Consider the following 14,293-nt stretch of genomic DNA (forward strand, 5'->3'; position numbering starts at 1 on the left):
CTACCCGCGGAGATAGGCCGCCCTCTCGACGAGCTTGTCGACTACCGACGGATCATCCTGGTCGACCACCGGAAAACCGGCGCCCGGGTCACCCTCCCAATGCAACTCGATGCCCGGGTTGTGCACGTCGAATCCGTCGGCGAGGAAGAAATGCGGACTGCCCTGCACATCATCGGCATGCCTGCGGTAGCCGCGCATCATCTCGGCGCGCGCGGTCCCATCGTCCAGGTCGCGACGCAGCGCGTCCGCATCGACACTTTCACATCCACCGGCGACGTCGACGATTTCGTGCAGCAGCGAAATCGGCCTGCTCTCAGTGAAGAACGCATGCCGCAGGGCCATGTCCAACTCCTCCGCCGCAGATGCCGACTGTCGTTTTGCCGCATGCACGGCCTCGTTGGCGAGCAACGATGTGATCGGCCAGGTCGAGGCATCGCCCTGCCACGGTTTCCAGCCGAAGTCCGGTGCCAGCCTGCCCACCACCGGGATCTCGCTGTCGAGGAAGCGCTTCGGGATCGGGAATCGGTTCACATCTTCCAGGAGAAAAAGCTGATGGTCGACACGCACGGCATCGGTCAGGCCGAGACGCTCGCGCGCCTGATAGAAGCGGTGCAACGCCACCGTCGCCCAGCCACAGACCACGTCGGCGAAGACCACTACGGTTCCGGGACGAACTGCCATCTTCATGCGGTCCGGGTTCCCTGGCTGATGGGTGTCAAACGACCGATCGCATTCGAACAAACCGGCAGGGCAGTGGCCGTTCCTCCCGCAGCTTCACCCGCCAAGTGAGTTGTCCACCTCCGAGCGACATTGTCGCTCTGAGCGACTCTGTCGCTCAGAGGTGGACACTCGAGGTCGGCCGGCCCGCGTCCAGGCGTTCCCGCTGCGGCACCACGACGTACTTCGGGTCCTGCGTCGACACCACGCCCGCCTCGAACACGCCGAACCGCTGCAGCGCGCTGCCCGCCAGCAGGGCCGCGCCCGAGGCGACCGACACCGCACGGCTGTGACGCCCCACGACCGCGCCGACGGCGCCGCCGACCGTCAACAGCTCCGACCAGTGCCGAAGCCGGTGAGCCTTCCCCGTCGTATAGGCCTGCGCGCTCACCCCGAGCCGCTGCTCCAACACCCGCGACGCCGCCACCTCCAACGCGGCGCCCGCGACCGCCATCCGCCGCGCCGGACCCGACTCCGACACCGGTGCGAGCAGCATTCCCAGTCCACCACCGCTCGCCGCCGCCGATCCGGTGAACACGAACGGCAGATACGGGTGCGCGTCCCGCCACGCCGGAACCGCCGTCTGCGACAGCAGAACTGCCGTGTACGACGCCACCCCCGGCGCCGTCACCGCCGCCCACAACCCGGCCGGGCGGGCCGCCCAGCCCATCAGCCGACCCAGCCACGTCCTGCGCAACCGGCGCGGCAGCAACTCCGCCGCCGCCGCCAGGCCCGCTCCCGGTCCGTACACCGTCAGCAGCCACGTGCCCATGCTCATCGGCGAGCTCGGCTTGGCCACCCGCAGCATGTGATGGAACCGCTCCGGCCGGCCCAGGTCGGCGATCAGGAAGTACAGGCTGCCCAGGATGCTCGCCAGCGCCCCGACCCGGCTCACCCGCCGCAGCCCCGGGCGACTTGTCAAATCCGCCCCGGCGCCCAGCATCGCGGACCCCGCCGACAGTCCACCCAGAAACAGGTACGCCGCGATCATCCAGTTCCATGCCGGCGTCTTCAGGATCGGCTTGCCGTAATACGACCGGAAGTCCGCCGGCGGCACCGCCAGTTCTTCTCTGCCGCCGCGGCCGCGGCTCATCTCCGCCGCCCCATGAACGCCGACACCGCGATGCCGACGAACGCCGACGCCGCGATACCGGCGAACCTCCACATCACGCCCGCGTCTCGCGTCGGCACCACCGGATCGGGCGGCAGGCCGTACACCTCCGGCTCGTCGAGCAGCAGGAAGAACGCGCCGTCGCCGCCGACACCGTCATTGGGGTCGTGGCCGTATAACCGCGCCTCGGTCACGCCGCGGGAATGCAACACCTCGACGCGCTGCGCCGCCCGCTCCCGCAGTTCGTCCAACACCCCGAACTGGATCGAGTCGGTCGGGCATGCCTTCGCACACGCCGGCTCCAGCCCGTCGTGCAGACGGTCGTAGCACAGCGTGCACTTCCAGGCCCGCCCGTCGCCCTCGCGCCGTTCGATCACCCCGTACGGACACCCCGACACGCAGTATCCGCACCCGTTGCAAATGTCTTGCTGCACAACCACGGTGCCGAATTCGGTACGGAACAGCGCGCCCGTCGGGCACACGTCCAGGCAGCCCGCGTGCGTGCAGTGCTTGCACACATCGCTGCTCATCAGCCACCGGAAATCCGTTCGCGTCTCCAGGCCCGTCGCGTCCCCCGGGCGCGAAAGCTCGGGCATCCCCAGATCGACCGGTTCGGCCCGTTCCGGCGCGGGCTGTTCGATGAACGCGACGTGGCGCCAGGTGTTCGCGCTCAACGACCCCGTGTTGTCGAACGACGTCCCCAGCAGGTTGAACCCGTCGTCAGGAACCCCGTTCCACTCCTTGCACGCCACCTCGCACGCCTTGCAGCCGATGCAGACCGACGTATCGGTGAAAAACCCGACCCGCGAAGGATGTTCGGTATAACCCGCGTCACCCGCCGGGTCCTCCAGGGGACCGTAGAAGCTGTTGCCGGCCATCAGCCCTCCTCCGTGTGCAGCGTGGACGACCCGGTGGTGTGCAGCCGGGTTCCGGTGTCCGCCGTGATGCCCGCGCGGTCACGGTACGCGGCGATGTAGTCCAACAGCGCCGGCCCTCGCGGCCGCCGGCCCGGCTGGATGTCACATGTCGCAACCTTGCTCTCCTGGATGAACACGTTCGGGTCGAGGACGACCCCCAGCAGATCGTTCACCACGTCACCGTCGACCAGCCCGTTGCCGCCCCAGTGATACGGCATCCAAATCTGGTGCACCACATGGTCTTCGATTCGAAGGGGTCGCATCCGGTCGGTGACGAACACCCGCGCGTCGACCGCCGTGCGGCTGGTGATCACATGCGCCCACTCCATGTGGGTCAATCCCCGCTCGGCGGCCAGCTGCGGCGACACCTCGACGAACAGTCCCGGCTGCAGCTCGGCCAGATACGGCAACTGCCTGCTCATCCCGCCGGCCGTGTGGTGCTCGGTGAGTCGCGCCGCCGTGAAGACGTACGGGAACACCGCGCCATGCGCCTCCGGCGGTGACGGGTTCGACGGATTGTCCTTGCGCCCGTAGACCTTCCGTGTGGGATTGCCTTGCTGCGCGTACATGGTGTTGCGCACCGGCGACTCGTGCGGCTCGTAGTGCGTCGGCAGCGGACCGTCGAGCACGCCATTGGGCGCGAACAGCCAGCCCTTGCCGTCGGCCTGCATGATGAACGGGTCGTCCCCGCGCAGCGCCGCCACACCCACGGCACCCTCGGGCGGCCGGTAGTCCGGTGGCTTCTTCTTCTCGAAGTCCGGCACGTCGTGGCCCGTCCACTCACCCGTCTCGGCATCCCACCAGACGAGTTTCTTACGCTCGCTCCACGGCCGGCCCTCCGGATCCGCCGAGGCCCGGTTGTAGAGGACCCGCCGGTTCATCGGCCAGGTCCAGCCCCACTCTGAATCAGTGGGGCTCTGCCCGCCGCCCGGTTCGCGCCTCGCCGCCTGGTTCACGTCGTCGGCATACACACCGCTGTAGATCCAGCAGCCGCACATCGTCGAGCCGTCCGCCTTGAGCGACATGTAGTTTTCGACCGCTCGTCCCGTCGTCAGGTCGACGCCGTTGATGCGGCGCAGCACGTCCGCGCCGGACGGCTCGTCGCCGTCGTCCTCCATCTCGTAGTCCCACGACAGCTCGAGCAGCGGGCGGTCCCGCTCATCGGTCGACTCCGCGAGCTTCTCCCGCAGGATGCGACCCAAGTGGTAGAAGAACCACAGCTCCGAGCGGGCGTCGCCGGGCGGCTCGACCGCCTTCTCCCGCCACTGCAGCATCCGCTGCGTCTGCGTGAACGTGCCGGCCTTCTCCACATGCGACGCGGCGGGGAACAGGAACACCTCGGTGCGACAGCTCTCCGGCGTGATCTCCCCGGTCTCGATCTCGGGGCTGTTCTTCCAGAACGACGCGCTCTCGATCTCGACGAGGTCCCGCACCACCAGCCAATCGAGGTTGGCCATGCCCAGCCGCTGCAGCCGCCCGTGCGCCGAGCCGACCGCCGGATTCTGGCCCAGCAGGAAGTAGCCGAAGACCTTGCCGCCGTCGACCATGTCCATCACGGTGCGGTACGTGCCGTGGTCGCCGTTGATCCGCGGCAGGTAGTCGAAGCAGTAGTCGTTCTCCGCGGTGGCGTGCTCGCCCCAGTACTCCTTCAGCAGCGAGACCATGTAGGTATCCGCGTTGTGCCAGAAGCCTTTCTGGTTCACGCTCGTGATGCGCCCGAGGTAGTCCGCCAGCGTGGCGTCGCCCGCCTTCGGCATCGCGAGATATCCGGGCAGCAGGTTGAACAGCGTCGGCACGTCGGTCGACCCCTGGATGCTGGCGTGCCCGCGCAGTGCCATCACCCCGCCGCCCGGGCGACCCATGTTGCCCAGCAGCAGTTGGATGATCGCCCCGGCGCGGATGTACTGCGCTCCCACCGAGTGCTGCGTCCACCCCACGCTGTACACCAGGGCCGTGGTGCGCTCCCGGCCGGAGTTCTCTGTCCACGCCTTCGCGACCGCGAGGAACTCCTCGGCCGGCACGCCGCAGATCCGCTCCACCATCTCCGGGGTGTAGCGGGCGTAGTGCCGCTTGAGGATCTGATACACGCAGCTCGGGTCCTGCAGTGTCGGGTCCGCCGGAATGTCACCGGCAGCGCCCTCGATCGGCGCGCCCCCGGACCCGTGCTGATCCGGCGCGGCCCGCTCCTGGGCGCCCGCCCCGGCGTTCGCCGGGTTCGTCGACCGGTAGTGCCAGGTCGACGGGTCGTAGGACGCCGACTCGTCGTCGTAGCCGCTGAACAACCCGTCGAGATCCTCGGTGTCCCGGAACCTTTCGTCGACGAGGAACGACGCGTTGGTGTAGGCGCTGACGTACTCCCGGAAGTCCAGCTCGTTGGACAGGATGTAGTTGATCACCCCGCCCAGGAACACGATGTCACTGCCCGCGCGCAGCGGCACATGGCGGTTGGCCACCGCGCTCGTGCGGGTGAACCGCGGGTCGATGTGCACGATCTCGGTGCCCCGCGCCTTGGCCTCCATCACCCACTGGAACCCGACCGGATGGGCCTCGGCCATGTTCGAGCCCATGATGACGATGAAGTCCGAATTGACGAGATCTTCCTGATAAGACGTCGCCCCGCCGCGACCGAAGGAGGCTCCCAGACCGGGAACCGTGGCGCTGTGTCAAATACGGGCTTGGTTCTCGATCTGCAGCGCGCCCAGCGCGGTGAACAGCTTCTTGATCAGATAGTTCTCTTCGTTGTCCAGCGTCGCTCCGCCGAGGCTCGCGATGCCCATGGTGCGGCGCAGCGTGTTGCGGTCGGCGTCGAACTGCTGCCACGCCTTGCCCCTGGCGTCGAGGACGCGGTCGGCGACCATCTGCATCGCCGTGTCGAGGTCGATGTCCTGCCATTCGGTGGCATAGGGCGCGCGGTAGCGCACCTTGGTCAGCCGCTGCGGCCCCGTCACCAGCTGCTTGCTCGCAGAACCCTTGGGACACAGGCGACCTCGGGAGATCGGGCTGTCGGGATTGCCCTCGATCTGGACGACCTTGCCGTCTTTGACGTACACCTTCTGCGCGCAGCCGACCGCACAGAAGGGGCAGACGGAGTGTGCGACGCTGTCGGCCTCGGCGGTGCGCGGCGTCAAGGTGAAGGATCGCTTCGACTGGGCGGCCTGCCCACGACCGAGTGGGTCGTCGCCGGTGAGCTGACGGTAGACCGGCCACGACTCGATCAACTTCTTGAAGTCCATCGGCGTCCCTTCTGCTCGGCTTCTACCCCGCTCGGGTCTGATCCAACCACCTGACGCTTGCTGTCCTCGCACCGACGGGTGATCCGGCGCGCGTCAAGCTGTTCCAGCAACGGCACCGCGACCCGCCGGGTGGTTCCCAGCGCGCGACGCGCCTCACTGACCGTGAACGGCTGGGGCAGCGTCTTCAGGATCGCCGCCGCCCGGTCCAAAGCGTCGGCGCCGAGCACCACACCGTCGGCGATCCGGGTCAGGCGGCCGATGCGGACCGCTGCGGCGAGCTCCTGCGCGCCGAGCCCGAGCCGGGCGAGGTCATCGGCCTCCGGGGCGCGGAACGGCTCGGCGGCCAGCCGCTTCTCGACCGTGCGGATCGCCTGGTCGACGCGTTCGGGCAGCCCGGTTCCCGGCGGCCGGACCACACCGTCGGCCACCTCGAGCCCGGTGCCCTCCAGCAGCGGCACCACCAACTCGGCGGCGGGCAGTTCGGCCAGCCGGCGCAGCGTCTCCAGCGGCATACCCGCCGCGACGTCGTGGTCGGCGGACCACCGCTGGACGGCTGTCAACATTTGCTCGCGCCGACGGGTCCACCAGTCGGTGTCCACGACCCAGTTGCCGACCCGCTGCCCGGACACCTGAAAGCCCATGGCGCGCAAGTCATCGACCCGCCCACACACCGGCGGCCGCACCCGGCCCGTGGCCAGCTCCTCGGCCCGCTCCCGGGCTGCGCCGCGCCGACGCAGCCGGGGCGGACACACGTCGAGCACCTCGATGCCCGCGGCGATGCGGTGTTCTCCGGCGTCACGCAGCAACCCGATGTCGCCGATGCGCAACGGCAGCGGCCGCATGAGCCGCAACCGCGCCGCGGCCGGCCCGAGCGGACGCACGTGCACGGGTACCGCGGCGGACCCGATGTGCAGCACGAGCTGACGGTGCAGTTCGCCGGCCGCCCGCAGCCCGACGTCGATCTCGGCCGTCTGCAGCCACGCGCCCGGTGTGCGGACGGTGTCACCACGGCTGATGTTCCGGTGGTCGATCCCGCGCAGGTTCACCGCGACGCGCGCCACCGCGGCGACCTCGGCCCGGTCACGCTCGAGCGACTGCAGGGCGCGCACCCTCGTCCGGCGCCCGTCGTGTTCGAGTTCGTCGCCGACCCGGATGGTGCCCGAGGCGAGCGTCCCGGTGACGACGGTGCCCGCGCCGCGGACGGTGAAGGACCGGTCCACCCACAGGCGCACGTCGCCGCCGCGGTCCGGTTCCGGCAGCTCGTCGACCAGGGTCACCAGTGCGGCGCGCACCGCGTCCAGGTCGGTGCCGAGCACAACCTGCGCGCCGGGCAGCCGCTCGCTCAATTGCGCGGCGGCCGGTCCGGGGTCGGCCAGGTCGGCCTTGCTGATCACGACCATCACGTGCCGGACACCGAGAGCGGTCAGCGCCGCGAGGTGCTCCTCGGACTGCGGCATCCACCCCTCGGTCGCGGCGACGACGAACATCACCGGACTTTCTTGAGGCACTGCCCCAACGCCCGCGAGCATGTTCGCGACGAACTTTTCGTGCCCCGGCACGTCGACGAACGCGAGCTCCCGCCCGGCTATCTCGGTCCAGGCGAAGCCGAGGTCGATCGTCAGCCCACGGCGCTGTTCTTCGGCCAGCCGGTCGGGCCACATCCCGGTGAGCCGATGCACGAGCGTGGACTTGCCGTGATCGACGTGCCCGGCGGTGGCTACGACATACATGCCTTCACCGCGTCCAGCAGCTTCTCGTCGTCTTCGGGGGCGACCGTGCGCAGGTCGAGAAGGCATCGGCCGCCCTCCAGACGCCCGACCACCGCGCGGATCCCGGTGCGCAGCGGGGCGGCGTAGGACTCGGGCAGGCTGACCGCGGCGCTGGGCAGCCGAACGTCCGGGGCGCCGCCCCCGCCGACGGCGGCGATGCAGTCGACCGCCTGCGCGTCCGGGATCTGCTGGGCGAGCTGCCCGGCACGCTTCCGCAGGTCGGCGACGTCGGCCGCCAACGCCTGGGCCACCGGCGGCGGCGGGCCGACCAGCGTGGCTTCCAGCGCGGCGAGGGTCAGCTTGTCGACGCGTAGCGCACGCGCTGCGGGATGCCGGCGCAGCCGCTCGATCAGGCCGGCGTCGCCGAACAGCAGGCCCGCCTGCGGCCCGCCCAGGAGTTTGTCGCCGCTGGCCGCCACCAGGTCGGCGCCGGCGCGCAGCACGGTCGTCGCGTCGGGCTCGTCGGGAAGCAGCGGGTGCGGGGTCAGCAGGCCGGAGCCGATGTCGACGACGAGCGGCATCCCCAGCCCCGCCAGCTCGGCGACCGGGACTGCCGAAGTGAACCCGGTGACCTGGTAGTTCGACGGATGGACCTTGAGCAGGAACCCGGTGTCCGGCCCGATCGCGTCCTGGTAATCGCGCAGGTGGGTGCGGTTGGTGGTGCCGACCTCGCGGATTCGCGAGCCGGTCGACGCCATCAGCTCGGGGAGCCGGAACCCGTCGCCGATCTCGATCAGCTCGCCTCGGCTGATGACGATCTCCTTGCCGGGCGCCAGGGTCATCGCGGCCAGCAGCAGCGCTGCGGCGTTGTTGTTGACGACATGCACGCCGCCGGCCGTGGGCACCGCCGCGGCCAGCGCCGCCAGCGCACCTCGACCGCGGCGGGCACGGCGTCCGCTCTCCAGGTCGAACTCCACGTCGGTGGCCCCGCCGGCGGTGACCACCGCGTCCAGCGCGGCTTTCGAGAGCGGCGCGCGGCCCAGGTTGGTGTGCACGACGACGCCGGTTGCGTTGATCACCGGTCGCAGGCTTGCGGCGCCGGCCGGAAGCGCGGCCAGAGCGTACTCGGCTACCTGGCCGGGCTCGATCTCCCCGGCGCGGGCCCGCTGTTGCGCCTGGGCGACGACGGATTTCACCAACGTTCGGCCGAGGACCCGTGCGGCCCCGGCGAGACGCGGATCGGCGAGCAGCGCATCGGTGCGCGGCACGTGCCGTCGGGGATCGGTCATGGCGACAGGGATGTATGGCGGAGGCGGACGGGAATCGAACCCGCCAGCGGCAGGGTCTGCCGCTCAGCGATTTTGAAGACCGTGCCGATCACCAGATCGGAAACGCCTCCGTGGTCCATCCCAACATCATGGCAAGCCTCCCCGGAAGCCCCACAGCCGACGCGGGCACGATGGACTCCATGACCTACCGACTGACCCAATATGCCCACGGCGGCGGATGTGCGTGCAAGATCCCACCGGGGGAACTGGAGGATGTGGTCCGCGGGCTGACGAAGTCCGCGCCGCGCGATCCGGTGGGCGAATTGCTGGTCGGGCTGGAGGACGGCGACGACGCGGCCGCGGTCCGGATCGAGGGCAATGTGGCGCTCATCGCGACCACGGACTTCTTCACTCCCGTGGTCGATGACGCGTACGACTGGGGGCGGATCGCGGCGACGAACGCGCTGTCCGACGTGTACGCGATGGGCGGGCGGCCGGTGGTCGCGGTGAACCTGCTGGGCTGGCCACGCGACGTGCTCCCGTTCGAGCTCGCCGCCGAGGCCCTGCGCGGCGGTCTGGACGTCTGCAACGAAGCCGGCTGCCATTTGGCGGGTGGGCACAGCGTCGACGACCCGGAGCCGAAGTACGGGTTGGCCGTTACCGGCATCGCGGACCCGGACCGGTTGCTGCGCAATGACGCGGGCAAACCCGGCACACCGTTGTCGCTGACCAAGCCGTTGGGCATCGGGGTGCTCAACAGCCGGCACAAGTCGACAGGGGACGTGTGCCGCGAGGCGGTCGAGGTGATGACCATGCTCAATGCCGAGGCCTCCGTGGCCGCGCTGAAGGCGGGCGTCGAATGCGCCACGGACGTCACGGGATTCGGTCTGCTCGGCCACCTGCACAAGCTGACCCGGGCCAGCGGTGTCACCGCGGTGATCGACGCCGCGGCCGTCCCGTACATCGAGGGTGCGCGGGAAGCGCTGAAGGACGGCTACGTCAGTGGCGGCACGAGACGCAACCTCGACTGGGTCCGGCCGCACGTCGACCTCTCGGCCATCGACGAGGACGAGGCGCTCCTGCTGGCCGACGCCCAGACGTCGGGCGGTTTGTTGATCGCCGGTGAGATCCCCGGCGCACCGGTCATCGGCGAACTCATCCCCCGCAGCGAATACACGATTCTGGTGCGATGACGGTCGTCACGGTATTACACCCCGGAGCCATGGGCGCTGCGGTCGGCAGGCAGGCCCTGCACGGCGGGTCGACCGTGCGCTGGGTGGCGACGAATCGCAGCGACGCCACCCGCACACGGGCGGCCGCCGCCGGGCTCGAGGAGCGCGCCGAGCTGACCACCGCACTCGACGGCGCCGATGTCGTGCTGTCCATCTGTCCCCCGGCATACGCCGAGGACGTGGCCCGTGAGGTCAGCGATTACCGCGGCGTCTATGTCGACGCGAATGCGATCTCACCGGCGCGCGTCCAGCGCATCGCGGCGCTGCTGCCGACGGCGCGGGTGGTGGACGGCGGCATCATCGGCCCGCCCCCGTCACGGTCGGGCACCACCCGCCTCTATCTGTCCGGCGACACGGACGGTGTGGAGAAGTTGTTCGTCGGCACCGCGCTGGAAGTGGTCGTGCTGTCCGGCGGAATCGGTCGGGCGTCCGCGTTGAAAATGGCCTACGCGTCGTACCAGAAGGCCAGTCGGGTGCTCGCCGCCGTCGCCCACGCGCTGGCCGTCGAGCACGGCGTCGGTGATTATCTGAGCCACGAAGCGGATCTGCTGAACAGCTTTCCGCTCGCCGACGTCGACCAGTTTCCCGGCGTGGCAGCCAGGGCGTGGCGGTGGGCGCCGGAGATGCGTGAGGTGGCCGACGCGCTGCGCGACGCGGCGCTCCCCGACGGCCTGGCACTCGGCGCCGCTGCGGCCCTTGACCGCTGGACATCGGCCAAAGACCGGAACGACGTCGCGGTGATCGACGTGCTCGGTCAGCTCATCGGGGACAGGTAGCGCTCGACGTGTCGGTTCAGGCCGCGCCGAACACCAAGGCGACGTTGTGCCCGCCGAACGCGAACGAACTGCTGACCGCGTAGCGGTAATCGCCGCGGCGGGGACCGCCGGCCACCACGTCGAGATCGATCTCGGGATCGAGGTTCTGCAGGTTCAGGGTCGGCGGCACGATGCCGTCGCGCAGCGCCTGCACGGTGAGTACCGCCTCCACCGCGCCCGCCGCGCCCAGCGAATGACCGAGCGCCGCCTTCGGCGCATAGACCGCCGGCGTGTGGCCGCCGAGCGCGTGGCGGATGGCGTTGGCCTCCGCCAGGTCGCCGAAGGAGGTTCCGGTGGCGTGGGCGTTGACGTGGTCGATGTCGGTCGGTTGCAGGCCGGCCAGCTCGATCGCGCGGGCGATGGCGTCCCCGGCGCGCTCTCCACTGGGCTCCGGCTTGACGACGTCGTAGCCGTCGGAGGTCATCGACGCACCCATCAGGCGGGCAAGAATCTTCGCCCCCCGCGCCCTGGCATGCTGTTCGGTCTCGACCAGCATCAGCGCGCCGCCCTCACCGAAGACCATGCCGTCGCGGTCCCGGTCGAACGGCCGGCATGCCCCGGCGGGATCGTCGTTGCCGGTCGACGTCATGCCTAGTTGCGCGAACGCGGCCACGGGCACGGCCTCGATCCTGGTTTCGACGCCGCCGCAGATGGCGACGTCGGCCTCGCCGAGCACAATGTGTTGCCACGCCTGGGCGATGGCCGCGGCACCGGATGCATCGCCCATCAGCGGGGTGATGATGCCGGCCTTGGCCTCGCGATCCAGTCCGACGGCCGCGGCGGCCGCGTTCGGCATGTGCATCTGGACCGAGATCGGGGTGGCCGCCCGCGTGCCGCGCACGAGAAAGTCGTCGTAGAGGAAAACCAGCGCCTCGGTGGAGGCCAGCGCGAGACCGCCCGAGACGGAAAGCCGCCTGGTGTCGATGTCGGGTGTCCCCGCGTTTTCCCACAGCCGCCGGGCCAGCACCATCGACATCTTCTGCATGTACGACAGCCTGCGCAGCTCGACGCGGCTCAACCGCTCGTCGAGGTCTTCCTGCAGTTCGCCGCCGATGCGCACGGGTGAGCCGAATTCCTCGACGAACCCCTTGTTCAGGGTGCGGATGCCGCTGCGGCCGTCGAGCAGTTGCTTCCAGGTGTCCTCCACGTCGGGAGTCAGCGACGTGGTCGACGCGACCGCGGTAACGACGACATCAGGAAACCCGTCACCGGTTCTCAACGCTGCCATCTTGCCGATTTCCTTTGCTCTCCCCTGTGTGTGCACGGTTCCCCCACCCCTGAGGATCAAACCGCCGGTCGCCGCGAATTCAGTCCCCTGCACCCCGCGCCAAGCCGTGATCCAGGTCCCAGAACTGTAAAACACCAGCTCAGCGTTCCCTCGCCGGACCCCCGGGCGCCTGCCGTGGGATGCCGGATGAGGCGGGCAGCGAGACGGGCAGGCACGTGCTCAGCGTTTGGCAGGAGCACCGAGATGATCCGAACCGACTGCCGGACAGGCACTTGGCGGTATCGGCTGATGACCATCGGACACCATCCCCTCAAGGCGGCGCGACAATGGAATAGGGGGGTGGTCAGCCGAATCCGGGCCAAGGCCCAACTGTGCCAACGTATTTCGAATATCCAGCAATTTCATGCTAAACTCCGCGCGCGGATGTTTTTGGTACATCCGATTCAAAATGAGAGAAGTAAGTAAATGGCACAGGGAACTGTGAAGTGGTTCAACGGCGACAAAGGCTTCGGCTTCATCGCTCCTGACGGCGACGCTCCGGATGTCTTCGTCCACTTTTCCGAGATCCAGGGAAGCGGATTCCGGTCACTCGAAGAGAACCAGCGCGTTGAGTTCGAGGTCGAGCAGGGAGCCAAGGGTCCTCAGGCAGTGAGAGTCACCGCGGTCTGACCGATCCCAACATCACGGTGGGCTGGTACGGATAAGTCCGTACCAGCCCATTGATGTTTCCGGGCGTCATGTAAAAGCTTGTGCTCCAAGCCTTCAGCGAAAACTATGCGCGCATCCGGCCTGTCCACTTGGCGCTCTCGACCTGCGCCACCCGCACCACCCCGTCGGCGGTCTCGAACAACTGGGTGCCACGATCGGCATGAAGAGCGGGCAGTGCCGCGGCACAGCGCATCACCACCGCGCCAAGGGCCTGCGACGTCATGTGCGGTACGACGAGTAGTTTCGCGCAGCCGTCGCGCCCCTCCACCACCATCAGGCGTGGGCGCCGGTGCTGCGCGCCGATCAAGGTGCGCCCGCCGCTTGCGATCGTGTCGAGATCGAGCGGGCCTTCCATGGCGGACCAGTTGATGCAGATGTCGACGATTTCACCCAGCGGCCGATGCAGCACCTCGATCAACTCGGGAAGTTCCCGTGCCACCGAGGCTGTATGGGGCCACCACGCCCCGTCGATATCGCCGCCGAGCGTCTTGGCCAGCGCCAACCTGACGGGACGGGCCAAGCGCCGCGTCCCGTTCAGGCCGTTCACGAAGTCGGCTTTGGTATGTACGTCTCCCGATGGGGTCGGTCCGAGAACGCCGGCGCTTCGACCGGCTCCGGCGAGCTTTCGCCGTTCGAAATGAATTCCGGCTGTTCAGGATGGGAAAACAGGTCAGTCGATTCCATACAATCTGTCCTTAAAAGGTACGGATCAGCACCGTACGTGGCGTCCGAGGGCGAAGGGGCGATCGATTCGCGAGCTCATTTGTTAGGGGTAGCAGAGCTACGGTTGGCACCGCTGGCACGAAACGGCCTCAGTCCAATCTACACCCAGGCGCTGACGTTGCCGGCGTCGGCATTTCGGGGCGCCGGCGAGGAATCGGAGTGGCCGGCGGGCATCAGATGAATACGTTGCGGCGAGAGTGAGCCAGGATCGACGGCGTCGGCCGACCGCGCAGGCACCGGGCGAAAACCCCGGTCGCCGGTTAAGGCGCCGTCCGCATGTCGCTGGGCGTCGACCGGTCGCTGCGCGCGGTGGCTTCCGCCATTGGCAATCTGATTTGCGAGAAACTCCGTCATTCACATTTAGAGCACAAAAGTGCTGGTGTTTAGCTGCTCTATATTCATTGCCATCAAATACTAGTCCGCGGCCATAACAGTTTGCGGGAGGAGTAAACCACTGGCCCGTCGGGCGACCCCGAGGCCATGGCGCCCTCGCCGCCAGCGAACCCGCACGCCAGCGCGAGATCGCGCCCGACCACGTCGTCGACACCGAAGGCTCGGCCGCCCAGCGAAGGTGGTAGAAGACACTCAGCGGTCATCCATCGGTTGACGACCACGACACCAGCGTGACGGAA

Annotated in this window: 11 protein-coding genes and 1 tRNA gene; 3 read left to right on the plus strand and 9 right to left on the minus strand. The window is 68.7% G+C overall.

Translation table 11 applies throughout. The annotated features are described in order from the left end of the window. From ACVWWN_RS37045 to ACVWWN_RS37075, 7 genes are all read right to left on the minus strand, one after another. Complete coding sequence (locus ACVWWN_RS37045; protein ID WP_457148300.1) at positions 1-687, minus strand: DsbA family oxidoreductase; 687 nt, start codon at positions 685-687, stop codon at positions 1-3. 148 nt (positions 688-835) lie between these two features. Then, positions 836-1,810 (minus strand): NrfD/PsrC family molybdoenzyme membrane anchor subunit, encoded by a 975-nt coding sequence (gene nrfD / locus ACVWWN_RS37050; RefSeq protein WP_457148301.1) that lies wholly within the window; start codon positions 1,808-1,810, stop codon positions 836-838. After that, on the minus strand, positions 1,807-2,706 hold the full coding sequence (locus ACVWWN_RS37055) for a 4Fe-4S dicluster domain-containing protein (RefSeq protein ID WP_457148302.1): 900 nt from the start codon (positions 2,704-2,706) through the stop codon (positions 1,807-1,809). The genes nrfD and ACVWWN_RS37055 overlap by 4 nt, the downstream gene beginning before the upstream one ends. Beyond that, positions 2,706-5,978, minus strand: coding sequence for a formate dehydrogenase (gene fdh, locus ACVWWN_RS37060; protein ID WP_457148303.1), 3,273 nt, complete (start codon positions 5,976-5,978; stop codon positions 2,706-2,708). The genes ACVWWN_RS37055 and fdh overlap by 1 nt, the downstream gene beginning before the upstream one ends. Next, complete coding sequence (locus tag ACVWWN_RS37065; protein WP_457148304.1) at positions 5,960-7,708, minus strand: SelB domain-containing protein; 1,749 nt, start codon at positions 7,706-7,708, stop codon at positions 5,960-5,962. The genes fdh and ACVWWN_RS37065 overlap by 19 nt, the downstream gene beginning before the upstream one ends. After that, the gene (selA, locus tag ACVWWN_RS37070; RefSeq protein ID WP_457148305.1) at positions 7,696-8,976 is read right to left on the minus strand and encodes an L-seryl-tRNA(Sec) selenium transferase; all 1,281 of its coding nucleotides are present in this window, start codon (positions 8,974-8,976) and stop codon (positions 7,696-7,698) included. Before selA ends, ACVWWN_RS37065 begins: the two co-directional genes overlap by 13 nt. A 15-nt stretch (positions 8,977-8,991) precedes the next feature. After that, positions 8,992-9,086, minus strand: a tRNA-Sec gene (locus ACVWWN_RS37075). A 69-nt stretch (positions 9,087-9,155) separates the two neighbouring features. Between ACVWWN_RS37075 and selD the strand changes: the two genes are divergently transcribed. Both selD and ACVWWN_RS37085 read left to right on the plus strand, forming a co-directional pair. Then, on the plus strand, positions 9,156-10,148 hold the full coding sequence (gene selD / locus ACVWWN_RS37080) for a selenide, water dikinase SelD (protein WP_457148306.1): 993 nt from the start codon (positions 9,156-9,158) through the stop codon (positions 10,146-10,148). Next, positions 10,145-10,963 carry a DUF1932 domain-containing protein gene (locus tag ACVWWN_RS37085; RefSeq protein WP_457148307.1) on the plus strand — a complete coding sequence of 273 codons (819 nt, stop codon included), beginning with the start codon at positions 10,145-10,147 and terminating at the stop codon, positions 10,961-10,963. The genes selD and ACVWWN_RS37085 overlap by 4 nt, the downstream gene beginning before the upstream one ends. Before the next feature lie 16 nt (positions 10,964-10,979). On the opposite strand, the gene ACVWWN_RS37090 is transcribed toward ACVWWN_RS37085, so the two are convergent. Beyond that, positions 10,980-12,230 carry a KasA/KasB family beta-ketoacyl-ACP synthase gene (locus ACVWWN_RS37090; protein WP_457148308.1) on the minus strand — a complete coding sequence of 417 codons (1,251 nt, stop codon included), beginning with the start codon at positions 12,228-12,230 and terminating at the stop codon, positions 10,980-10,982. Positions 12,231-12,695: 465 nt separating this feature from the next. Here ACVWWN_RS37090 and ACVWWN_RS37095 point away from each other — a divergent pair, with 465 nt between their 5' ends. Next, entirely contained in the window at positions 12,696-12,899 is a 204-nt protein-coding gene (locus ACVWWN_RS37095; protein WP_457148309.1) for a cold-shock protein, read from the plus strand. A 103-nt stretch (positions 12,900-13,002) separates the two neighbouring features. Here the strand turns inward: ACVWWN_RS37095 and ACVWWN_RS37100 are convergent, their stop codons facing one another. Then, the gene (locus ACVWWN_RS37100; RefSeq protein ID WP_457148310.1) at positions 13,003-13,485 is read right to left on the minus strand and encodes a DUF5994 family protein; all 483 of its coding nucleotides are present in this window, start codon (positions 13,483-13,485) and stop codon (positions 13,003-13,005) included. Positions 13,486-14,293 lie beyond the last annotated feature (808 nt).

The sequence above is a fragment of the Mycobacterium sp. URHB0021 genome (assembly GCF_054057895.1).